Raw genomic sequence first — 23,905 nt, forward strand, 5'->3', positions numbered from 1 at the left:
AATATTTCCCCATAAAGTTTACAAAAGGCACATCGGCTGGTGCATCAAACGTGTTATAAGCGACACACCAATCGGTAGTGGCTTTGTGTCCGCCTTGGGGAGGGGCATTGTGCCCACCCTGGGGACCTGCTATGCCTTCACCCATTCGAAGTACAGCGATGTAAGGTTTATTGCCTTCAGGTGTGTTTCTTCCGTTGACGCGAAAATAGTTACCGACTATGATGTGGTTCCTATCCCAACCGATGATGGCCATTGCCGCGCGTTGTAAAAAATAACTGTGAACAATGTAAGCATAGCCTCCCATTCGCAAACTGAGGTATTTGTGACAGTCTTCCATCGTGTTGTTGAGCCAGAGAAACCCCCCCATTTTGCCGACAAAGTGTTCTGGATCGCCTTCCCGGTTGCCTGCGATCAGGTTTGCATCAAAGATACTCTCAGAATCCCGATTACCAGTGCGGCCGAGTCTCAAAAAGCTATTCTCTATATTTTGAAAAAAGTTGTGGTCAACCCGCACGCTGATGGGATTGTTTGTGCCTTGCCTCTGTTCTAACCCTCCGTCGCCATCACCGGAGCCGACCTGGGTGTTATCGAGTTGAAGATAAGCCTTGCCAATGAAAGCACAATGGTCAATTCGAAGAAACCGGGCTACTTTGTCATTGGCTCTGAGGGAAGTGCTGATAAGGACGGCTCTAATACCTGTCTCCTGGGTGCGGCGGGGGTAAAAAACACACTCTGTGAAGCGATTGTGATCTCCTCTAATGGTAAGCGGCGTTTTAAACTGGGTTCTGCCTATTTTAGTATTTGAACTGATATCGCGAAAGATAAGCCCATGAAACACATTGTGATCCCCTGAGATATCAAAAACAGTGTTCCCCGTAATCGTGACTTCACCGGGATTAATCGCTCGCATTTCAAAGGTGTCGTACCGGCTGACCCCTGTTTTTGAAAATGCAATGCGCCCTAAATCTGTGTAAGTACCATCTGAAAAAGCGATGGTGGCAGGACCCGATACATCCTCTATGACGCTGGCGATACCCTCGGTGGTGGGAGAAACCGTAACGGTCTGCTTTTTGTAAATTGACACAGTTGTTGAGCCTATTTTATTCCTCGTTTGCGATAGCAAATCTACATGGAGAAGGTAAGTCTCGTTTTGCCACTCTGCAGGTTCGATTTTCAATCGCACTTTTCCTGTTTTTTCATCAATAGCGAAAGTGGCTGCTTTTTGTTGGTGGTCTTTTTGTGTGGGTTCCAAAACGTAATGGTGAACGGCTGCAAGATTCCCTTTGAGAAGAATAACGCCAATGGACTCGCCTGTTTTCGCAAGCGTCGAAACCCCAAAGAGCGATTCGCCTTGAAGATCACTGACTGACCCGGTGGTTCTTTTGCCAAAGCTACTGACAAAAACCAGAAAATCGTCAAGTCCAATCGCACCATCGCCATTTAGATCGTATCTTGCCTCATACATCTTTTGACCATCCTGAGCCCCAAACGCGCCTACAAACAGCAAAAAGTCGGAAATACCCACAACTCCATCTCCGTCAAAATCAGGGGAAGGTTCCGCACCGAGAGATAAGGGTTGACTCAACAGCGCGATGATTATAAACGTTTGTAAACGCATGCGAAGTAGCATATTAAACCTCTCCTAATAACAGCTATAAAGATTTGGATTGTACGCTTTTGTATCCACAGTAAGTCCTGCCCCCGAAATCTTGCTTTCTGAGATTGTAAGCGGCATGCTGCGAATCATTTCCCACTCCGTGCGCAGATCTTTTAGCCAGGCCGGCAAAGTTCCCAGACGCAATTCGAGTTGTGCGTCAAAAAGCGATTCCGGAGCAACCGCCTCACCATTCGATTCCAGAATCTCGAGATCACCTTCATTAAAGGTCGCCGGATTGCCGTGAAATCCCACAATAATCGGAAACAAAAATTTGAGATATCCCGCCCAAAAATCATAGCGAGTAACATCGCCCCCGTGGTTGTAATTCCAGAACACGAGACGCCTGAGATGATGCGGTGGAACACCACCACCGCTGCTACCAGACAACCTGCCGTTATTCACACAATCGTACAAATTGGCATAGCTGGGATCCGTCTTATGGATATCAAGCGGCTGGTCTGGCGACATATCATAGCGGTAAATCACATTGCCCGTTGAGCTATGGCTCATACCCGTACCATGATGCTGTCCTGGAATCGCACGGGTGTTTCTCTGAGCATCGATGAGAGGAGCCGTGCTATAAGGAGACTGGCCCGCAATATCTTCTGACAGCCCAAACCATATCCCGTAACTACCTTGACTGTTAAAAGCAGTATGCCCCTTATTTCCCGCGATTGTAACCTGGTAAACCGATGAGGCAGCACTGACAGTAAAACCAAGTGCGCCATTGACATGCATGAAAGAGACGCGCCGAACCCAGGAATTGACACACCGATTGAATGAGAGCGGCTTCCAGCCCGCATTGTGGATGAGATTCAGGTGATGGACAAATGACTCAAAAAACGAGCCGTGAAAACTGATGTCCTCAACGCCGACTTCTTCGACATGCGGCAAGGACTGCACCCCCCAATTATACGCATGATTGATATGGGTATGCAGGGGTTCATTGAGACGAATGCGATTGCCTTGAATCTCGGCAATGCTGTGTTCTTCCCGTATATCAAGCCCCACTTCGAAAAGTTCCCGCAAGCCGGACGCTGACGGAAGAGGTGCAATAAACTCGTTAATTGCTTCTTCCTCCTTAGTATTCACAGAGACCCAAATCCACTGACCGACTGAGAGCCTGGAAGCATTATTCACTGTAATCCAAAAAGTTTCTCGCTCCGCACTCTCTGTAATACGCGCTAAGGTAGAACGGCTGAAGTTAACAGGCTGGAAATTGAACATACTGGGCACATAACCGGGTCTATCGGGAAGGGGGACCATGTAATTGACCATTCGGATAATAGTACCATCTGTTCGGCTACCACTACCTCGCAAAACAATATTGCTACTGTGGATATAGATAGGCTCGTTGTAGCCTTCGTCATTTTTGTCCGTATCGGTATTGACGAGAAATACACCCGGCGGAAAGAACACAACACCTCTGCCATTTTCTTCTGCCGCAGCAATAGCTGCCTGGATAGCAGGCTGGTCAGACACATCATCATTGGGAATCGCACCATACGTCGTAACGTCGAATATGGGGTGCGCCACATCGGGCACGGGCTTATTAAAATAGTGATATCCCGAATAAGAAAAATCGGGCAAAATGGGTACTGCTCCATTCTCCTTAGCCTTCACAAACTGTTGATAGGCCCTCGCGTTCCTGAAAAATTCCGCTGGCCTGCCAAAGTCGCTGACAAAGAGCAAAAAATCGCCGAACCCAATCTCGCCATCGCCATTCAGGTCGTATTTTGCATCGAACCTCTCCTGACCTTCTCGAGTACCAAACGCACTTACAAACAGCAAAAAGTCGGTAAAATCGACCGCACCGCTCTCGTCAAAGTCTGGCGAAGGCGCTGCAGATACCGGTTGGACCAACAGCGCTATGAATACAATTATAAGCGTTTGTGCTAAACGCACGCGAAGTAGCTTAGCCATGTGAAATTCCTTCTAAAGGCAGCCATCCATACCACCTTAAGGAGTTTTTACTGATAATTATTTTCGTAAGGATTTGCCCCATGGAACGCTCTGTAAAGCGACTGCCAATCCCAACCCGGGCCCACATCCCTTGTGGTGAGAGGACGATTCAGATTTAACTTATCTCCCAAGTCCCTGAGATCCACGAGCTTGTAAAGAGGATGTCCTTTGTCGATAAGTTTATCTTTTTGCTTGTGGATAACCCCATAGAGATCAATGGGAAGCATGTCGTAGTTTGGAACGCGAAAGGTCTGAGGTATCTCAATAGGCGTGATGAGTAAGCCGTTGTGGTCTCGGCTGATGGCCTGTTGAGTGAAGGTGAGCCCACCTAAGTTTTGGGTTATTTGTCTTGAATTTTCTTCGTCGCCGTTGGAGGTATCGTGTTCATAAATTTCTGTCACGGGACTTGAGATGAGATTGGAGGTAAACGCGTTTTGTTCCCAAACGCTATAGTGAACGAGTGAAAAGGTTTTTGGGGGTTTGGAGGTGGCAGCTTCGCGATGGAAAAAGAGATTGCCTATGAAGGTATTGTTGATGGGATGTGTGAACCTGAATCTTTCTTCTGGGGACGTGGTGTGGGTGTACGTACCTTGTTGGACTGCCTGTTGTGCCTCGCTGAGTCGTCGCGCGACAAAGGCTCTTCGAGAATATTTCCCCATAAAGTTTACAAAAGGCACATCGGCTGGTGCATCAAACGTGTTGTAAGCAACACACCAATCGGTAGTGGCACTGTGCCCGCCCTGTGGACCCGCTGCGCCTTCACCCATTCGAAAGATAGCGATGGTGTTTCCATTACCCCCAAGTGTATTTCTTCCGTTGACGCGAAAATAGTTGCCGACTATGATGTGGTTTGTATCCCACCCGATGATGGACATCGCCGCTCGTTGTAAAAAATAGCTGTGAACAATATAAGCATAGCCTCCCCCTCGCAAACTGAGGTATCTGTTACAGTCTTCCACCGTGTTGTTGAGCCAGAGAAAACCGCCCATTTTGCCGACAAAGTGTTCTTCATCGCCTTCGCGATTGCCTGCGATTAGATTCGCATCAAAGATACTCTCAGAATCTCGATTACCAATGCGGCCAAGTCTCGAAAAGCTATTCTCTATATTTTGAAAAAAGTTGTGATCAACCCGCACGCTGATGGGATTGTCTGTACCTTCCTCAGATTCGTTTCCTCCACCGACATGGGTGTTATCGAGCAATATATAAGCCCTGTTGATGAAGGCACAATGGTCAATTCGAGTAAACCGGGCTACTTTGTCGTTGGCTCTAAGGGAAGTGCCGAGGATGCCTGTCCACCTATCTGCCTGGCCGCGGGGGTAAAAAACACACTGTGTGATGCGATTGTGGTCTCCCCTGATAGTAATCGGCTTGGGATACTGGGTTCTGCCTATTCTGGTATTTGAACTGATATCGCGAAAGATAAACCCATGAAACACATTGTGATCCCCTGAGATATCAAAAACAGTGTTCCCCGTAATCGTGACTTCACCGGGATTAATCGCTCGCATTTCAAAGGTGTCGTACCGGCTGACCCCTGTTTTTGAAAATGCAATGCGCCCTAAATCTGTGTAAGTACCATCTGAAAAAGCGATGGTGGCAGGACCCGATACATCCTCTATGACGCTGGCGATACCCTCGGTGGTGGGAGAAACCGTAACGGTCTGCTTTTTGTAAATTGACACAGTTGTTGAGCCTATTTTATTCCTCGTTTGCGATAGCAAATCTACATGGAGAAGGTAAGTCTCGTTTTGCCACTCTGCAGGTTCGATTTTCAATCGCACTTTTCCTGTTTTTTCATCAATAGCGAAAGTGGCTGCTTTTTGTTGGTGGTCTTTTTGTGTGGGTTCCAAAACGTAATGGTGAACGGCTGCAAGATTCCCTTTGAGAAGAATAACGCCAATGGACTCGCCTGTTTTCGCAAGCGTCGAAACCCCAAAGAGCGATTCGCCTTGAAGATCACTGACGGACCCGGTGGTTCTTTTGCCAAAGCTACTGGCAAAAACCAGAAAATCGTCAAATCCAATCGCACCATCGCCATTCAGATCGTATCTTGCCTCATACATCTTTTGACCTTCCTGAGACCCAAATGCACCTACAAACAGCAAAAAGTCGGGAAAATCGACCACACCACTCTCATCAAAGTCGGGCGAAGGCACCGCAGACAGCGATTGGATCAACAGCGCAATGAGTATAATCGTAAACATTTGTGTTACACGCCTGTGCAATAACATATTAAATTCCTTCTATCAATCCTCTGACCACTCGATACAGAGCAACAGGGATATGCCCCTTGCTACTCAATGAGACTTTTGCTATAATTCTACAAATGAATTTAAGAAAGGGCAAATAATTGGCACTGACATTTGAATGGGATGAAATGGGCACAGAATACGATTTTTCGGGCGGTGTTCGCGGAAAACACCATAAGGCGTATCGTCAGGGACATTCAGTAAAAATAGAAAAACAGGATGGATCAACAGAAGTCCACCACTTTACACTCGCAGATGGCTCTGTGATGCTAGATTCGGATGTAAAACAACATTTTCCCAATTCTGAATCAGTAAATAAAGCACTCCGATCATTAATAGCAAATACATGAGAATATATTTGGTCGGTAGCACTGGAACAGATGTCCAACAAAATAAAGGGTCACTACAATTTGTAGTGACCTTTTTTGTATCTGGCTCTCACTCCATCTGCAGGAGAGAGATTGAGGGAAAGCCTGAAAATTTAAGCATTCAAGGCCTTAACAGAAGCATGGTTCTTTCTTGCCGCGCGGTACGTTGGGAACACCTGCGGATAACGTTCGCCGGAAGCCGTCTGGTAGGCATCTGCGTGAATGAAGGCAATGCTGAAGGCGCGACGGGGCCGATTCGTGGTATTCACAAGAGAAGAATGCAGCAGTTTGGTTTTGAAGAGAATGACTTCGCCTTTGTCCATTTCCATGTAAGCCCGTTTTTCTTCCGGGGCATACTTTTGAATGTCATCTTCTCGATCGACCGTATGAATGGGACATTCCTTGTGTGAATAAGGAATCACGGTCAGGCAGCCGTTTTCCCGTGTCTGTGGATCGAGGGCGGTATAGATCGTGATTTCTTCGGGAATACTCAGGTTCCAACTGCGCCCGTCCTGATGCCAGACAAGGGGCACGCCGCCTTCGGCTGGTTTGTTAAAAAACATGGACCTGAACACGCCGACTTTCTCGCCTATCTTTTTTCGCGTGATATGCCTGAAAAGTGGATGCTGGATGTATTTCAGAAACAAAGGGTCCATCTCCAGTTCCTGAATCTTCCGATACTTCAGGGAACTGCCCTTGTGCCTGGCAGTAAAACCGTTCATCTCCTCTGCCTTTGAGGCCGAAGGGCAAAGCTGCATGCGCATCCCCTCGTAGCGAATTTTGCCCAGCATGATCTCATCGATGCGGTCGCAAAGTCGGTCTATTTCTCCTTCTGGTAATATCATACCCAGCCGAACATAACCAATCGCTTCCAGTTCCTGCCATTCGGCTGTGGTCAGTTCAGGGTTCTGTCTGAGGTTTGTACCGTTCATTGCCATTGGGATATCCTCTCTATGCCTATGAAGCAACCTCATCAAGGGCATTTCCGATAGCTAAAATCAAACCATCGATGTGCTCGTGCTGCGTCGGAAGACTAATCGCACACATAGTCAGTCCCTGCCCGCAGAAATAGCCCTGATTGAGCAGAGACAGAAAAACGGCGTGTGCCATTGCCTTATCCGACCGGGTTTGATCGCGATAATCGCGCAACCGGTCAATGCCAAAATGGATACCGAACACCGACCCCGTCACAACAACCTGCGCCATAACACTCCGTTCGGCAAACAAATCTTCCAGACCGGTCTTCAACCGATTCCCCAGACGATTCAGATGCGCGTAAGCCTCGTCAGTCATAGATTCGAGCGTAGCGATCCCCGCAGCCATCGCCACGGCGTGACTGCTGTGGGTACCACTCTGAAAAACAGATGAAGACCCACTGGAATTATCCACCAGATCCATAATATCTGATCGCCCGCCAAAAGCCCCAACGGGAAACCCGCCGCCGATCATCTTGCCAAAACACGTCAAATCGGGCCTGACCCCCACATGACTCTGCAAGCCACCCTTCGCCTGACGAAAACCGACAATCTCATCGAGAATCAGCAAAATGCCGAGTTCCTCGGTAATCGCGCGCACCCGCTGGATAAAATCGTGCCGGATCGGGATAATACCCGCCTTTGGATCGAGAATCACACACGCCAATTCGTCGCGGTGGCGCGACAAAAGCCGCTCGACACTCTCCTCATCGTTATAGGGTAAAACAATCACATCCTCAAGCGCGTGCGACGCCATACCCCCCGCGCTGGGAACGGCATTGGGCGCAGAGGCTTCACCCGCGGATTCCAGGGGCGGAGCAGTGCTGATCTCCACAGCATCGTGACTCCCGTGGTAACCGCCCTCAAACTTCGCGATCTTTGGCCTACCGCTGAAACACCTCGCCAGCCGGACAGCGTGCAATGTGGCTTCGGTCCCGGAACTGACAAACCGGATGCGATCAATCGAAGATATGCGCTCGCACATCATCCGCGCCAACCGGGTCTCGACACCCGTTGCAGCGCCAAGCGCGATACCATCGACCAACTGTCTCTCCACCGCTTCTATAATCGCAGGATGGTTATGCCCCAGAACCTGCGCGGTATGGTGATTCGAGAAATCGACATAGGACCTGCCGTCAACATCTTCGAGCACACATCCCTTTCCCCGCCGCAACGCGATCGGATACGGCGCAAAAAAATAGGCGCCCTTGGCGGCGCCGGCATTCACCGATCGACCATCCTCAAACATCTGACGGGACATCGGCGTCAATTCGCGGTATCTAACTTCAATAGTCTCTCGTGACATAGCACAATCTCCATCACAGTTTCAACAGACGTCTCGCATTTTCTCCAAGCACCAGGCGCTTCTCACAATCGCTGATCCTTGCGGTAATAATCTTCCCCAGTTGCGTTCGCGGATCCATAAGCGGAACATCCGAACCGAAAAGTACGCGATCGGCACCCGCTTCGGCCACCAGCCTTTCGATCACACCAGGCTCGCGGAAAGTGGAACACGTCTCGACATAAACATTCGAAAACCGCTGCGCCGCCCGGATCGCCTGACTTCTGTAAGGCTCGGAATTGCCCGCATGCGCGATCACAAAATTCGCATTCGGATAGCGCCCGGCAATATCCTCAACATAAACGGGCCAACACGTCTCTTCCCCACCCGTATGCGAAATAATCGCCAGGCCGCGATCATCCGCGAACTGATAGACCGGATCCCACACCGGATCGTTCAACAGCCAGCGGGAATAGGGCGGGTAGATCTTAATCGCCAAAAATCCGAGCGCGTCAATCGCCCGTTCCAACTCCGGCACCATAAATTCGGGCATCAGGGGAGAGACATAGGCAAAACCGATAAACCTCTCCGGATAGCGACCCACAAAAGCCGCAGTCTGATCATTGCCCGTTGCGCCATCTGGATGAAAGATATTGAACATACAACAGCGATCAATGCCCACGGCATCCATCGCGTGGAGAATCTCATCGGCATCATCGCCCATCTCAAAAATATCCCATCGGCCGACGTGCCCGTGAAAATCGATAACTTCCCAACCGTCAATCATAGAGAACCCGCTCCAGATTCGCCGCACAAATCAACCTGAGATCATCATTCGATATCTCCAGATGATGGAGCGCGAACAGCATCGGACCCATCGCATACCGCGGGAAAAACGACCCGTACATCAGGCGACTCGCACCAAACTCCCGAACGAGCTTCTCAATCCCGCAGATATTCTCATAACGGCTGAGTTCGAGAAACGCATTGGGCAACACCCGCATCATCGGACGGATCATCATCGAATGCGTATAATGCGCGCCGACCAACACAACAGTCAGATCCGGATACCCACCCAGCGTATCGACAATCTCAGCCAGCGGCGTATCCGCCAGCGAGACCCAGAGGGGAATACCCTCAGCACTCAGCCATGTGAGCAAATCACCATAGAGCCACGAAACAAATGGCAGCCTGCATTCCTCGGTATTGTGCAGTCGAACGCTCGAAACGACACCGTCCCGGTGGAAATCGCACAACTGCCCCAGCGAACCGGAATCGCACCCGGCGACGAACTGGGGAACCAGCGCGTCATTTTGCCCCGTCAACCCTGCGAGCGAATCATTCCCCTGCATCGGACTAATCCATTCGCCTTGAACGGAATAGACAAGCGCGCGATCAACCCCGTGGCGTCCCATCTCCTCGAGCAACTGACCGGGCGAATCGACTGGAGACCGCCGGTCGTGGCGATTGCCAATCCCGACATTGGCATCAAATACGGGAACGCGAGATCTGAAAGACAAAGACATTGTTTATAATCCAACTCGGATATGGAATCACCCATCGCCCCGCGCAACGACCTCCGACCAGGGAACGCCATGATGGATGTCCTGGTGCGCCTGAGACCAGGTCTCCGTATCATAACCCGGAACATCTGCCGGATTCAACCCCTCTATGAGCGGACCGTGCATAAGCGGCGGACAGGAACGAAAACGCAGCAAATCGATCAGCAACTTCCCCCGGACCTCGCGATAATCCGGATCATCCCACCGGTTGACGAGTTCCCCCGGATCAATGCGATGGTCGTAGAGTTCGCTCTCATCTCCCGTAATATCCAGCGTAATCCGAAATTCTTCCGTACGCATCGACATATGGTGATACGCCTTGACGTGTTCGCACAGCACAGCCTGCTTATTCCAGGCCTCCCTACCCTGAAGAGTGGGAACCAGACTTCTGCCCTGAACCGTATTGGGCGCATCAACACCCAGAATATCCATCAGCGTGGGATAGAGATCCACAGACTCCACAAACCCATCGAAAACCTCCCCCTTCGGCAACGCCGCGGGATAGCGCAGAATAAACGGCACCCGATGGATACACTCGTAAAATCCGAGATTTTTCCAGATAAGACCGTGTTCACCGGCAAAATCGCCGTGATCTGCCGAATAAATGACAATAGTCTCCTCCAGAACACCCTGAGATTCCAACTCTCCGAGAATGCGCCCGATCTGCTCATCAATCAGAGAGACCAGCCCGTAGTAATGGGCAATGCACTTCTGCAGATGTGCCCTATCTCTGGGCCTGAACGGATAGGGAAGCTCCCCCCTTTTGGCCTGTTGCTGGCGTTCGGACTTGCCCTCAAACGCGTCCGCTGCATTATCCGGCACCGCGACCTCCTCGGGATCGTACATGCGATCAAAGGGCGCGGACACAGTAAGCGGGTCGTGTGGTCTGGAAAAAGAGATACACGCGAAGAACGGTTTGCCCTTATCGCGCTCCCGAAGATATTTTACAGACTCATTCCCACACCACACCTCGACCGAGTGTTCCAGTGGCAGCGGCGAAGTCACCGCACATTCGGGGTGCTGTGCCCATTTTCTGGTCAGGTCAAAATCATCCGCAACCCCCGCTTCGACCAGACTACGGAAATAATCGCAACTCAGCGGGTCGTCGGGCAGGGCGTCGGTCATGTGGTCGAAACGATGATAATCGAACTCGCGGCGGGGCCAGTGAACGCCGATATGCCCCTTGCCGATGATAGCTGTTTGATACCCCACCCGCTTCAATGTAGAGGTGATCGGGTTCAGGTGATCGGGCGGCTCGTCCGTATTATTGTGCCGCCGGTGAAAATGCTCGTACATCCCCGTCATATAGGAAATTCGGGACGGACCACAGTGCGCGCTATTGCCATACGCCCGCGAAAACCGCACCCCCTCTCGCGCCAGGCGGTCCATATTCGGCGTCCGAAGCAGGGGCTCCCCAGCACAGGACATCGTGCGCGCATTGTGCTGATCGGTCAAAATCCAGAGAATATTCGGTTGTCCAGATGCCATTTAACGCCTCACTTTCGCGTCACCCGCAGCACGCCCTCATCGGCATCCACCACCACATGGTCGCCCGTAGCGATCAGCCCAAAGGGATCTCGTTCCAACTCTGTCATCATCGGAATCTCATTGACAATACATCCGAGTGCAGCCAATCCATCCACCTCCACATTGACAAAAGCCGCAGGCGCGTTGCCCTCCAACTGTGCCAGATTTAAAACCATAGGCGTACCCGAAGAACCTTTGGTCGAGCGGATAACCAGCACGCGCCCCCCCAGAGAAATCCCCTCCAGAGGATGCCCCACGCCAATCACCTTGCCAGTAACTGCATCCACCTCGCCCCAGAACGACAGGGTCGTATCAGCCACCAGCGCCTCGCCCTCGGCGTATCCCTTAACCACCCCGTGCCCCCTGATATCAATAGTATTAGCCATCTCCGAGCCACCTCCCGGCAACTGCCGCACGTATGCAAGCATCCGTCTTGGCAATAATCACTTCCGCCCCCACCATCCCCCGCGCGTAGTGCGCCTGCTTAAAACCGTGGGTCACAATGCGCTTCGCCGGAATCCGCATATTTGTCGGACAGGTATCGCAAAGAATGCGCCCGCCAGCCGACTCGATAATCTCCGTATAGCCCATCCTATCCGCATTCCCCTTGGTACCACGCGCCGTATCGATCCACAGACGCACGCCTTCCGCCACCTTTTTCCCCTTCAAAAGAGCGGCAATTTTCGACAATTCATTAATAGACGCATGTGGGCAGCCCAGAATTACCGAATCGATTTCATCTCCCGTGCGCACCCGCAAAGACTCATACGTCTCCCTTAACGTCTCTGCATCAAACGTCAAATATTCTTCTGGAACATCCCCCTGAAAAGCCGCATCTATCGTGGGTGCCTCTGGCGTAACACCTGCAATATGGCACATCGTCACCCCGCCCGAAGTCGCCAGAGCCGCACACAGTTGCTTGGCCTCGTCCTGAGAGGGTCGTCGTATGCCATTGAACACCGGAATACCCAGACCCGCGGCTTTCCCCGCAAAATAGCCCAGCGCGCCCCAATCGGGCGGATCCTCCAACTCCGCCGTCACCTCTATCCGAAGCGTACCCTTGCGATTCTCATCCAGCAACACGCCAAACTCCGGAACCAGCCCCAGAAGCGAGGCGGCAATCGCGCTCTCCGTACCGTGTCGCGTAGTCCGCGCGCCCAGAATAGAATTGGCATAAACCACCGCAGACGACTCCGTCCACGCCAGAATCTCGTCCTTGAGCGGCACATTGCCCACCAGGTACGGAGCACAGGTAAAAGTGGGAATAAATCCCGCATCCGCAGCCAGAACCGCCAGATCCTTCTGCATCTGCACCTGCTCGGGATCATTCTCGGGCACATCTACTTCGTCCAGAGTCACAAACGCGGCATGCACCGTACAGGTACATCCGGGATGTGTCCCATGAGAACACGCCTCCACGAGATCGGCCATATATCGGTCCATCGTCTCTTTGGACGCCCCCTGAGCCATCAAATTGGGCACCGGCAGCAAAGCGTGTGTATTATCCACCTTAATCAGCCGTTTTGCCCCCATTACCTCACCCCAATCAACCAGCCAGCGCATGCACTTAGCCAGATAGTCTCCCCGCGACCCATCCAGAACTGCCTGCTGTTCTCCTGTCAGTTCCATAAAACCCTCCTTAATTGCCGAACGGATCGATACCCGCCAACTCGTAATTCCTGATCCAATCGTGATGGGACCTCGCCACGCTCTCCGGATTAACCCGGCTTCGAGCGATAAAACCCGGCACATCCTCACGACCCGTCGGAAGCCCAATGCGGCTATAGCGAACATCCAGACTCCACCTGACCGAATTTGTCGTATGCGGGGTTGATCGATGGAGAACGCGCTCCATCGTCATCAATACATCGCCCACATCCACCTCGCAGGTCACGACCTCAGAATCTGGAAGCTCGCTTTCGAAGACCCCTTTAAAGTGGGGCGTTCGATAATCATGCGGCAAAAGACCGACCCGATGGGAACCGCGAAGCACCTGCAAACACCCATTATCAGCCGTCGCCTTAACCAGTGGGATCCAAAAATTGACAAAAAGCGTCTCTCCCGCATCCTCCGGTATGAGATACGCCAGATCCTGATGCCACGGCACCACGGTCGCTTCCAGGTCTGGCAATTTGGCGCGCAGATTGGACTGCGGATGTGCAAAAATTTCAGGACCGATCAGAGATTCAGTCGCATCCAGTATAGCGGGATGCGTCCTGAGCGCGAACATCCCGGGCGTCTTAAATCTCTTACCCTGAAAATTCTTCCAGATCCGCTCTGGCTCCGAACAGGCATTCGACACCAGAGCCAATCGGGTCTCAAAAGACGCGTCGGGAAACGTATCCCCCGGATCGAGCAGCCCCTCACCCACCGCCTCGCTCACCACCTCATCAATTTTAGCCACAACTTCATCGAGAAACGGTTGGTACGCTTCTTTGGGAAGCTGATCGCGGACGATCAAAAAACCATCGTCGTGGAACTGCGCCACCTGTTCCACACTCAGTCCATATTCCATGGGAAACCCTCCAATCAGTTTTTATCCACGCATCGCCTTGTAATCAACCGCAGAATTTTCTCCAGGTCAAGCGTTCTCTGCGGTCCCTCTTTTGAAGCGGTCCACATCCACCTATCCCGGCGTACCTCCGTAATAAAAAACCACCTCTCGCACCCTGACCTCACCGCTGACCAGATCTTCAACGGTAATCTCCAATACATTCACGCCAGCTTTTGCCTGCCTCAGGTCGAGTTCGACATATTCGTACTCGGACCGCTCCGTCCCTATCTGCTCGTAGGTCACCGACACCTGGGGTTTTCTCCGCTTGAAGAGCGAACGGAGCCCGGTCGTAATCGCCCCGGCAATTCCCACAGCAGCTTCAGGCGTGAACCGCACCAGGTATTTTACCTTGTAACGGGTCTGACCGTAGTCATTCCGTTTCAAATTGTAGATCTCGAAATAGGCATAGACCTTCTGCTCCTTCGTATATGTCCTGGAAGGCACCGGAACCACCCAGAGTTCGCCCTTCCGAAATCGGTTGTTCGTCCCTTCACCGCCAATTGAAGAAGCGAGCTGGATACCGCTGACATGGAGGCCCTCCAATGCATAGTCCGGGACCTCTACAGACTGCTTATAGATCCCGATGCGCCCCGAAGCCCTGTCCTTGAGCTGAACCTGTAGCTCGTATTTCCCGGGCGGTACCTGAACCCGAAGCTGGTCGGGCACAAACACCCCCCTCGCCTGACTGAAACCCTTGCTATTCTGGTAGAAAAACTCATCTGTAGCGCGGTAAATATGGGTGTAATCCTCGTTCATCAGAGCCATGGAACTCTGCACCCGGATCATGAAGTCCTCGTCTCCCTTGACGATCTCCACCTCTCGGGGGGGAATACCGTAATAGACTTCGAAATTGGTCTGTCCCTCGGAACCGCGGAAATCGGCCAGATCGTAATAGAAATGCAACGCGGCACCTCGTATGCTCGGACGATAATAATCAGGAGTTTGTGCAATGGTCCTCTGGAAGACCGTCCCGGGAGCATATTCGAGCATTCGCGCGGCATTTGCAAGCTTATTCTCTCCAGTGGGAATGGGGGGAACCCGAGCAAACTCGTAATCGCCGCTGCCGAACTCATCGGTAAAAGTAAACTCCACACCCCCCTGGAGCTGGGTGTAGGTCCACGTCTCCCAGGGCACGGTTTCAGCGCTGCGTTCCATCGTCACTGGAGCGTAGTTTTCGAAGGTGAGGCGGAGATTTGGATTTCCCAACTCATCCAACATGCTCGTGGGATTAAGACCGAGCATATCGGCGTTGGCATCTCCTTCCGCTTCTGCCGGAGCCGGCCCCACGGTCTCTTCCAACTCCCCGGGCGCGTCGAGGGACCCCGTTTCGATATCGAACTCCATATCGGGACGACGAGGACTGGATCGGATGGGAAAGACCGGCCCGGTAAAGGTTAAATACGTGGCGGCAGGCCCGTAAAGGTCCACGGCCATCCGGGTGCGCACCGCCTCGACCTCAGGGCTCACACTCAACTGCCTCTTACTGGAACGGTAGTCTGGCTCTCCGTAGCGAATATAGACCTCTCCCCGCTTGTCCCATGGGAATACCTTTTTGGAAAAAAAGGTGCGTGCGTACCAGACCCGGCGATAATGTTCAATGATGCGCTCGTTGATCCGCGTCAGGATATCGGAATCTCGCCGCAACCAGAATTTTTCCAGGTAGTCCAGACGCTCGGTACTGTCAGAGATCGCTTGATAGGCGTGAAATTCCCTCTCAGATGCAACGAGCGAGATGTCGGTATAGTGCTGGCGCTCCTGATCATCTACCTTCTGCAGATAGCGCTCGAACTGTTCTAAGGCGGTTTCATAGCGCTCTAAAAAGAAGTAGCCCTGGGCTATTAAGGGGATCAGCCGGGTCTCTCTGAGATGCGGTTTCAAGTGAGGCGTGAGGTATGTGTTGATCTTGCTGTACTGTTCGCCCTGCACACAGGCGAGTCCGAAGTAGTAAAGCCCATCTACATTGTCGGGCTCCAGCGCTACGTACTTCTCATAGTAGTGGATGGCTTTCTCGTGGTCCTGCCAAAAGCGCTCGTAGAGTTCGCCCAAAAGCCGGTAGGCCGGGGCATAAGTAGAATCAATCCTGATCGCCCGCCTCGCCTCGCCTCGAGCACGCCTGGAGTTAAAGAAGGCATTGAGTCCCCTACCGGGGCCCTCCACATAGACCAGCCCGAGGCCCACATAAGCATCGGGACGGGTTGCATCCAGCTTTTTGGCCGTCTTGAAGGTCTTTTCGGCTGCCTTGAAGTCCCGATTTTTGAGGTACGCATAGCCGAGCCGAGAGTGAAGGGCGGCATCTTCTGGATAAGCCCCAACCAGCCGGGTGAAGGTAACGACCGCATCGCCGGACGCGCCTTTGAGCATCTGTTGCTCTCCCCGGGCAAGCAGAGTGTCCTTCTCGGCTTTGGAAAGCACCACCTTCTGTTCTGTTTCACCCTCTTCCCGGGCAGAAACAGCAGATACGAGGATCGGAATCCCTATCCCCACCAAAAGGATCCAATTGCGGGGGAATTTATTCCAGTTTCCCCGGTCTCGTAATCGACACAATCCGGTCAAAGCATTCATCGCACCCCTCTCCTTACTCCGCTCTACTTTGCTTTTGAGGTAAGGCCCCATTCTTTGCGGAGTTTCAAAATGGATTTTCGATCTTCCAGAGGAGCCTTGGGAATGACGTCGCCCGCGTCCTCTCCCATATGGCGATCGTCAACCGCTTCGGATGCGAGTTGATAACGGGTATCGCTGCTAAAGCGAAAATAATTGGACGTGTTTTCAAGCGAGGCGTGCATGAAATACATGCCGAAAATGACGACATCGCCCGCGTTAAAAGGAGTAGATGCCCAGCGGACACCCAGAGTTTTCACGACGTCATCGGGATCGGTGGAAAACGCACCCCCGTCCAGATCTTGATGCGCGTCCATCGCGCCGTAAGTATTTTTGAGCTGCTGGATTTTGTGGGAGCCTAAACAGAGGGCAAGCGGGCCCATGTCCAGAGATATATCGCCGAGCGCGGTCCACATCGTATAGAGTTTTTTGGTGCCGGCACCCATATAGACCACATCGTAATGCGCCCCTGCATTCTGACCTCGGCAGATCACGCGGAGCCATTTGTGGTCAAATGAAAGAACGGGCCCCCCCATGAAGCGTTCGAAGAAGTCCATGGTATTTTTGCCTTCAACGATTTCGAGAAATCCCGGCCATTGTTTTACAAGTCGATCCGGAAAGCGGGGACGGCGATTTTCGCCAATCACCGCCTTGTCCAGAGGCGTGTCCGGGGCAAGGAGATTCTGGGCGGCCATGTTTTCCAGAATTTCTCGCCGGGCATTTTGAATTTGCTGCCGCGTATGAAAGTTGCGAATGATGAGATAGCCGTCTTCTTCGATGCGCTGGTGAAGGGCCTCGGTATCGTCGAGCAGATGGGTGGCTTCTCTGGGGGTGAAAATGGTTTCGCCAAAGACGAGTTCGCGCCCAGACATCGAAACCCGGGTACCGTCGGGAATGTTAAAAGTGGACATGAGTATCCTCCTTAGAGATTATAGAGAGTTCCTGAGGATCATTGATTCTTCTTCGACTAACATCACATCAACCGGGCGGACAAGACAAACACTACTCATACTCTATCCAGAGCTGTAAGTCGCAAAGGGTGAGCGCGTCGCCGCCTGGCGCATTGTGCGCGATCTCAATTCGGTTTGAGCCCAATTTCACCTTCCGGGGATTCACGGTATAGGTCGCCCAAACATCGGTGAGCCCCGTGCAGACAAGGGGATTACCGTTGAAGGTGATAGATACGTCGCTGGCATCGGTTAATGCTTCAGCTTGAAGACACAGAGTTGCCCTGGGCCTGAAGCCGCTAGCCCCGGCACTAGCCAGATCATCCCCGACAGTCAGGTCAATCTCCAGGAACTCGCCAGCATTCAAAGTATGCGGATCCTCGGGGGAAAAGACCCCTGGACGCGTGTAGAAGCGATCGCCATCCTTCAGCCAATACCCGGCATCCATGGCCTGTCGCCCCCGGAAAACGGGGCAATAAACCTTGTTCAAATGGGCGAGCGTATCTGGATCGCCCAGATCGTGGAGAATCTGCCAGCGCGTCAAATTGAAGAAATAGACCGAATCGGCCCCCGCGTTTAAGGCGTTGACAGATCGCGCCCGGTACGCTTCCAGCGAATTGCGCACCACAGAAAAGGGCGGCGTCACACCGGAAGCGGCGGAGAGTTCGCACTCGAGGTGCCTTGAAACCCCGGTCAGTTGAGGCAAAGGGGTTTGGACGCGACATTCGTCCAGAGCCGCCCAGACCTGAACGCCGTATCTGTGACCGAGGGCGACACTCTCGGACCATTCCTGCAGGCGGAAGTATCCGCCCGGAATCCAGATGTCGATCAAATCCTCGGCCATCCATTTTTCTATCTGGATACCCATTCCGTTGCAGTACCCGACGGAATCCGGGGTGCGAACGGACAGGAGGATGGGCCGGGCGCGCTCCGCACCGATTTCATCGGTCATCGCTCTGGTCCTGCGCATCAGATCGGTCATACTCTCGCGCTCTGCATCACTGACCTCCTCACCCCAGGCGGCGCTCTTGAACAGGGTCGGATGCCGAAAGAAATCGAACATGAACCCATCGATATCGTAGCGACGAGCCACGTCTTCCCACAGGCGAAAGGCCTGGTCGCGAATTTCGTCTCGCCCGTAATTGACCGATGTCCAGCGACCGTGGGGAGGCGGGTCATCCTGGGTGCCCACCAGCCAGTCGGGGTGTTCCTGTTTGAGCCTGTTGTTGGCGATTTTCCACCTCGCATCCTCGTAATCGCCAGCATCGTGGGTATCGTTCATGCGCATGGCCCAGAAGGCTTCGAAATTATTCTCGCGACAGAACTCGAGGTAGATCTGAAGCCCATCGCGCCCCTTATCGTCGAGCTCGATACCTTCTGGCGGCCACTCCTGTCCGACTGCGGTGCGATACAAACGGGACAGGTTGAACTGATGCACCAGTGAATAGGTACACGTATCGACCCGGGTACCCACCGCATGCGCGAGAATTCGCTCTATGGGCTGCCCGTCGGAGTGAAAGACAATCCGGCGTTTGCGCCCGGCGGCCCCTTTGCGGAGAGCCTTGATTTGCGCATCTGAGAGTGCCATCAGTTCCACCTCTTTTCTTTTCAAAGACTACCTTCAAAAGTGTTTCGAGACCGGAGAAAAGTCAACTCTAACCTGAGCCAATTCCCGAATCACCCCGCACAATGCCTTTTCCAGGCATCATACATCTCGGCCATCTCTTTCACCAGGTCCGGATATTGATCCGCAAGGTCATTCACCTCTGTCCGATCAATCTCCATATCGTAAAGTTCCCAAAGCGAATTCGGGTCCGGCCGCGCTTTTTGTTCTGACCTTGCCTCTCTGTCAGTACGCCAGGGATTGTAATCTCTCCAATAATCAGGAGAGACGAGTTTCCATTTTCCCATTCTCACGGCACGCCAGAGGGCGGTCTCACTATACTGATTCCAGTACAGCGCCCTGTGGCCCTCGCGCTGTTCGCCTCTGAAGACCGGCAGCAGGCTCTTGCCTTCCAGGGACAGGACGCCTTTGTGGGAGGACGGGTATTCCGCTCCTGCAATATCTGTACAGGTAGCCATAACATCGATGAGGTGACCGATCTGATGGGTGATCTCGCCCCCGTTTTGAATCACGCGCGGCCAGTGTACGATAAACGGTGTAGAGATGCCACCCTCGTGATTCCACCGCTTGAATTTGCGAAAAGGCGTATTGCTGAGATTGGCCCAGGGCAGATCTACCGTACGGTACGACGCCGCGGGACCGGGCGGAATATCGGGCGTGCTGGTCCTGTCTTCATCGCTGGCGCCGTTGTCGGACAGAAATAGCACGAGGGTGTTTTCCTCTATACCGAGTTCGCGGAGTTTGGCCTGCAGGCGCCCGACATTCTGGTCCACGCGGTCAATCATGGCCGCGTAAACAGCCATCTTCAGATCCCAGGCATCTCGATCCTCAATCTCCTCCCACGACAGCGAATCCGGATCGCGCGCCGAAAGGGCCCACCGCTCGTCAATCAGGCCCATCTCGACCATGCGTTCGAGGCGCTGCTCCCGCAGCCTATCCCAACCGACTTTGTATTTGCCCTTATACTTTGCGATGTCCCTCGGCCAGGCGTGCAGGGGATAGTGCGGTGCAGTATAGGCCACGTAGAGGAAGAAAGGTCTGTCTTCCCGCCCGTACTCGTCCAGGTATCCAAGGGCGTAATCTGTGAACGCGTCGGTGGTGTAGAAGTCTTTATCCTCGGGTGTATAGGGCTGGATGACCCTGTCGTCGATGGCAAATGCGGGATTGTCGTCCGGAAATTTTTCACCGGGCTGTTCTTCACCGGGTCGTTGCAGACCCGGGTTAAAGAAGTTGCAGCATCCATCGACGAGGCCGTAATAGCGGTCGAAACCCCGTTCGACGGGTAATCCAGAGAAGAGCCCGGACAGATGCCATTTTCCCGACATGAGGGTGCGGTAGCCAGCAGCCTTGAGTACCTCGGCGATGGTGACACAGCCCTTCGGCCCTCCCCTGCTGACTTGCTGGGAGTAAAGCCCGGTCAGCAGAGACGCCCGCGTGGGTGCGCACAGGGCATTGTTGTAAAACTGGGTGAAGCGAAGGCCGTTTGAGGCAAGCTGGTCGAGGTTGGGAGTGCGGATCTCGCCGCCATAGCATCCCAGGTCGGAAAAGCCCATATCATCGACCATAATCAGGAGGATATTTGGTCTTGCGCTATTTTCCGTCGATCTACTCGAGTTCATCTAACATCTCCTAAAAAATGTCGCAGGAGACCCCGTGTTTGAGCACGGGGAGGCACGCGAAGCACAATGCCAATCATGCGACGTGTTTATAAACATAGACCTGCACATTGATGTTGACATCCATACCATTTGTGAGTATAATAAAGTATGATTATAACAATAAAAAACAATATGTTATGTTATTCCCTGCATACCATTGTGCCGATTGGACACTCTATTCAGGACGGTCAGTTTTAAATGCCATACCTGACAATAAAAGCCCCTCTTCGCGGCGTACCTGAACGCTTTGACATTCTTCGTGACGCGATGCTGTCTGCGACCAAAGTCTATAATGGCTTGATCTTTCATCTGCGTCAAGAATACCAGCAGCATGGGAAAGTCTGTTATTCGGCCAGCCATCTCAACCGCATCGCACGCGGGTTGCCACGCCACAAGGAATTGTATTCCGATGTGGTAGATACCACGCGACAGGCGGTGGGATGGGCTTTTGGGTCGTTCTTTCAAAAGCACAAGCGCGACAAGAAGGCACGGCCTCCAGGATTCAGGAAGAAGACACGACTCTCTCCGCTACGCTATTCCCATCCCAACAATGGCTCCATCAAGGTAATCCACAAGCGCGGAATGACATATCTTCGCATCTCGCTTGGCACCACCCGAAAGGATGGTGTGTGTCGCCTCGTCTTTCGTCTCCACACCCGCCCAAATGTTGACCTTTCCAAGTTGAAGAATGTCCAGATCACCTACGATACGCATACACGGGATTTCCAAGCCCGTCTGGTGGTCAAAGTGGATGTTCCTGATAAGCCGGGAGAGGCCACCGTTGGTGTAGATATAGGCGAAGACTGGCTCATTGCCGCAGATTTCTGTGACGGCGCGCAATATCTGGTTTGTGGACGTGAACTTAAGGCCACACGCCGATACTGGCAGAAGGTCAGAGCAAAGGTCAAACCACCCAGTCAAGACCAGCCCAAGATGTCGAGACGCTATCGCCAGATCGCCCGAAAAGAAGCCCGACAAATCACACATGCCCTCTATATCGCCAGTAGAAGGTTTGTGGATGTGTGTGCCGATAAGGGTGTAGGACTTATCATTTTGGGAGACCTCACCGGCATCCGACATCGCATTGCCTATGGCAAAAGGATGAATCAACGCCTGCACGCCTGGCCATATGCCAAGCTCAGGACGATGATTGAATACAAGGCTGCGCTGCTTGGCATAAAGGTCAAAGTCGTCTCGGAAAAATATACTTCGCAGACTTGCCCGCAATGTAATATAAGAAAGAAATCCAATCGCAAGCATCGTGGTTGGTACTCCTGTCGTTGTGGCTTTGAAGGTCAAGCAGACCTGGTAGGTGCTTTCAATATTCACCGGCAAGTATCTGGGGTTCCCAGTAGTGGGCGTTCGGCGCGCCCCGTGGTCTTGGTATTTGATCACCATACGGTCCACGAAGCTGCAAGTTCTCGGGAGGCCGCCTGATAAAGGGTGACCCCCGGAATCCCTTGACTTCAGTCAAGGGAGCACGTCGATTAAAAACTCATTGTTTGCGGAGGGCCGGGGTCCATCGATAACACACGGGCGTCAAAGTTTTTTTTCAAAAGCTGCAGCTTCAGGTCCCGATATTCTGGATTATGCCACAGGTCGGTAAACTCCCAGGGATCATTTTCCAGATCGTAGAGTTCGCCCAAATCGTCGTGTTCAGCACTGTGATAGGCCACGATCTTCCACCGGTCATCCCGGTACATCGTCGCGTGTACCGGGCTGGATAGCCGGTGGTCGAAGTATTCAGATCGCACAAATTCCCGGTGCTTATCCGGTTCCGCCTGCCCGGTCAGGATGGGCAGCAACGACTTTCCCTGCATGCGCTCGGGAATAGGCAATCCAGCCAGGTCCAGCAAAGTGGGCGCGATGTCAATGAGTTCGACCAGAGCCGGGCTGCGCATACCGCACCGGAAGCGTTCGGGCCACGACCAGATGAGAGGGACGTGTACTCCGCCTTCGTAGAAGCGGCAGCCCTTCAGAACCAGGCCGTGGTCCCCGAGCATCTCACCGTGGTCGCTGGTGAAGAGCACGACCGTATTTTCGCGCTGTGCGGTTTCGTCCAAAAAGCTCAGGATGCGTCCAAACTGGTCATCTACCAGCGCGACCATGGCGCAGTACGCAGCATACAGAGCCTGGGCGTTTCTCTCATCGGGGGGAAGAGAGCGAGTCTGGAAACGCACGCCCATCTCCGCCAGCCTGTCCTGGTGGGCGATATCGCTTTCGCGGAAGTGTGGTAAAGGCATGGCAGCGGGATCGAACCGACGATAGTACTCCCAGGGCGGGTTAAAGGGTTTGTGGGGATAGAAGACATTCACGCACAGCATCCAGGGGGCCTGTGCCTGGCCGATAAACTCAAGGGCTTTCTCCGTACACCAGGTCGTCTGGTGCAGATCGGGCGGTACGTTGTCGCGTTCGGGTGTTGGGGCCATAACGCAGTCCATCTTCCGGTGCGGGAGCCTGACGACTTCGGCGGGATCCAGGCCTTTTTTACTCAGCCAATCGGCGTAGTCATCCTGGTCGGGCGACTGTGGGTTAACTGAGGTGTGGTTCCACTGGAAGTATCTGAACCCGTCGTCGGCACGGGATTCGCGCCCGTTCTTGCTCCCCGCCAGATGCAATTTTCCAACCAGCCCGCAATCGTAGCCGGCCTCCGCCAGCAAGCGGCTCACGAGCGTGGCCTCTGCTTCTTTGGGAAAGTAGTCGTTGCCGTTGTAATTGACGTGTACTGCACTGGGATAGCGCCCGGTCATAAAACTGGCACGGCTCGGGGTGCAGATAGGATGCTGGCAGTAGGCGCGCGTGAAAGCCACGCCATCGGATACCAGTTGGTCGAGCGCTGGTGTGCGAGCGTGGGTATTGCCCAGCGCGCCGATGGTGTCGAAGCGCTGTTGGTCGGTGCAGTACCACAGAATATTTGGCAGATGGTCTGACATTGTGTTT

General features: G+C 53.0%; 18 protein-coding genes. 2 read left to right on the forward strand and 16 right to left on the reverse strand.

The window, feature by feature from the left end:
• From F4Y39_01175 to F4Y39_01185, 3 genes are all read right to left on the reverse strand, one after another.
• A partial coding sequence (locus F4Y39_01175; protein MYC12316.1) for a hypothetical protein occupies window positions 1-1,630 on the reverse strand: 1,630 nt, incomplete at its 3' end.
• A gap of 12 nt (window positions 1,631-1,642) precedes the next feature.
• Window positions 1,643-3,580 (reverse strand): DUF4955 domain-containing protein, encoded by a 1,938-nt coding sequence (locus tag F4Y39_01180; GenBank protein MYC12317.1) that lies wholly within the window; start codon window positions 3,578-3,580, stop codon window positions 1,643-1,645.
• A gap of 47 nt (window positions 3,581-3,627) precedes the next feature.
• Complete coding sequence (locus F4Y39_01185; GenBank protein ID MYC12318.1) at window positions 3,628-5,853, reverse strand: hypothetical protein; 2,226 nt, start codon at window positions 5,851-5,853, stop codon at window positions 3,628-3,630.
• 146 nt (window positions 5,854-5,999) lie between these two features.
• On the opposite strand from F4Y39_01185, the gene F4Y39_01190 reads away from it, so the two are divergent.
• The gene (locus F4Y39_01190) at window positions 6,000-6,221 is read left to right on the forward strand and encodes a hypothetical protein (GenBank protein ID MYC12319.1); all 222 of its coding nucleotides are present in this window, start codon (window positions 6,000-6,002) and stop codon (window positions 6,219-6,221) included.
• Window positions 6,222-6,352: 131 nt separating this feature from the next.
• Here the strand turns inward: F4Y39_01190 and F4Y39_01195 are convergent, their stop codons facing one another.
• The 12 genes from F4Y39_01195 to F4Y39_01250 form a co-directional block, all read right to left on the reverse strand.
• Window positions 6,353-7,222, reverse strand: a complete 870-nt coding sequence (locus F4Y39_01195) for a phytanoyl-CoA dioxygenase family protein (GenBank protein MYC12320.1) — start codon at window positions 7,220-7,222, stop codon at window positions 6,353-6,355.
• Complete coding sequence (locus F4Y39_01200) at window positions 7,197-8,519, reverse strand: aspartate aminotransferase family protein (GenBank protein MYC12321.1); 1,323 nt, start codon at window positions 8,517-8,519, stop codon at window positions 7,197-7,199. The genes F4Y39_01195 and F4Y39_01200 overlap by 26 nt, the downstream gene beginning before the upstream one ends.
• 13 nt (window positions 8,520-8,532) lie before the next feature.
• Window positions 8,533-9,282 (reverse strand): amidohydrolase, encoded by a 750-nt coding sequence (locus F4Y39_01205; GenBank protein MYC12322.1) that lies wholly within the window; start codon window positions 9,280-9,282, stop codon window positions 8,533-8,535.
• On the reverse strand, window positions 9,275-10,015 hold the full coding sequence (locus tag F4Y39_01210) for a hypothetical protein (protein ID MYC12323.1): 741 nt from the start codon (window positions 10,013-10,015) through the stop codon (window positions 9,275-9,277). The genes F4Y39_01205 and F4Y39_01210 overlap by 8 nt, the downstream gene beginning before the upstream one ends.
• A gap of 33 nt (window positions 10,016-10,048) precedes the next feature.
• Entirely contained in the window at window positions 10,049-11,545 is a 1,497-nt protein-coding gene (locus F4Y39_01215) for a sulfatase-like hydrolase/transferase (GenBank protein MYC12324.1), read from the reverse strand.
• Window positions 11,546-11,553: 8 nt separating this feature from the next.
• The gene (locus F4Y39_01220; GenBank protein ID MYC12325.1) at window positions 11,554-12,024 is read right to left on the reverse strand and encodes a DUF126 domain-containing protein; all 471 of its coding nucleotides are present in this window, start codon (window positions 12,022-12,024) and stop codon (window positions 11,554-11,556) included.
• Complete coding sequence (locus tag F4Y39_01225; GenBank protein ID MYC12326.1) at window positions 11,963-13,378, reverse strand: DUF521 domain-containing protein; 1,416 nt, start codon at window positions 13,376-13,378, stop codon at window positions 11,963-11,965. Before F4Y39_01225 ends, F4Y39_01220 begins: the two co-directional genes overlap by 62 nt.
• Window positions 13,224-14,099, reverse strand: a complete 876-nt coding sequence (locus tag F4Y39_01230) for a phytanoyl-CoA dioxygenase family protein (GenBank protein MYC12327.1) — start codon at window positions 14,097-14,099, stop codon at window positions 13,224-13,226. Before F4Y39_01230 ends, F4Y39_01225 begins: the two co-directional genes overlap by 155 nt.
• Before the next feature lie 111 nt (window positions 14,100-14,210).
• On the reverse strand, window positions 14,211-16,751 hold the full coding sequence (locus F4Y39_01235; GenBank protein MYC12328.1) for a GWxTD domain-containing protein: 2,541 nt from the start codon (window positions 16,749-16,751) through the stop codon (window positions 14,211-14,213).
• Window positions 16,724-17,647: a phytanoyl-CoA dioxygenase family protein gene (locus F4Y39_01240; protein MYC12329.1), complete on the reverse strand. Its 924-nt coding sequence runs from the start codon at window positions 17,645-17,647 to the stop codon at window positions 16,724-16,726. Before F4Y39_01240 ends, F4Y39_01235 begins: the two co-directional genes overlap by 28 nt.
• Before the next feature lie 91 nt (window positions 17,648-17,738).
• Window positions 17,739-19,271: a hypothetical protein gene (locus F4Y39_01245; GenBank protein ID MYC12330.1), complete on the reverse strand. Its 1,533-nt coding sequence runs from the start codon at window positions 19,269-19,271 to the stop codon at window positions 17,739-17,741.
• An 89-nt stretch (window positions 19,272-19,360) separates the two neighbouring features.
• Window positions 19,361-20,926, reverse strand: a complete 1,566-nt coding sequence (locus F4Y39_01250) for an arylsulfatase (GenBank protein ID MYC12331.1) — start codon at window positions 20,924-20,926, stop codon at window positions 19,361-19,363.
• A 237-nt stretch (window positions 20,927-21,163) separates the two neighbouring features.
• Between F4Y39_01250 and F4Y39_01255 the strand changes: the two genes are divergently transcribed.
• A complete protein-coding gene (locus F4Y39_01255; protein MYC12332.1) occupies window positions 21,164-22,402 on the forward strand; it encodes an IS200/IS605 family element transposase accessory protein TnpB in 1,239 nt (412 codons plus the stop codon).
• 50 nt (window positions 22,403-22,452) lie between these two features.
• Here the strand turns inward: F4Y39_01255 and F4Y39_01260 are convergent, their stop codons facing one another.
• Window positions 22,453-23,898 carry a sulfatase-like hydrolase/transferase gene (locus F4Y39_01260; protein MYC12333.1) on the reverse strand — a complete coding sequence of 482 codons (1,446 nt, stop codon included), beginning with the start codon at window positions 23,896-23,898 and terminating at the stop codon, window positions 22,453-22,455.
• Between the last annotated feature and the right edge of the window lie 7 nt (window positions 23,899-23,905).

Source organism: Gemmatimonadota bacterium, from assembly GCA_009838845.1.
Lineage (GTDB): Bacteria > Latescibacterota > UBA2968 > UBA2968 > UBA2968 > VXRD01.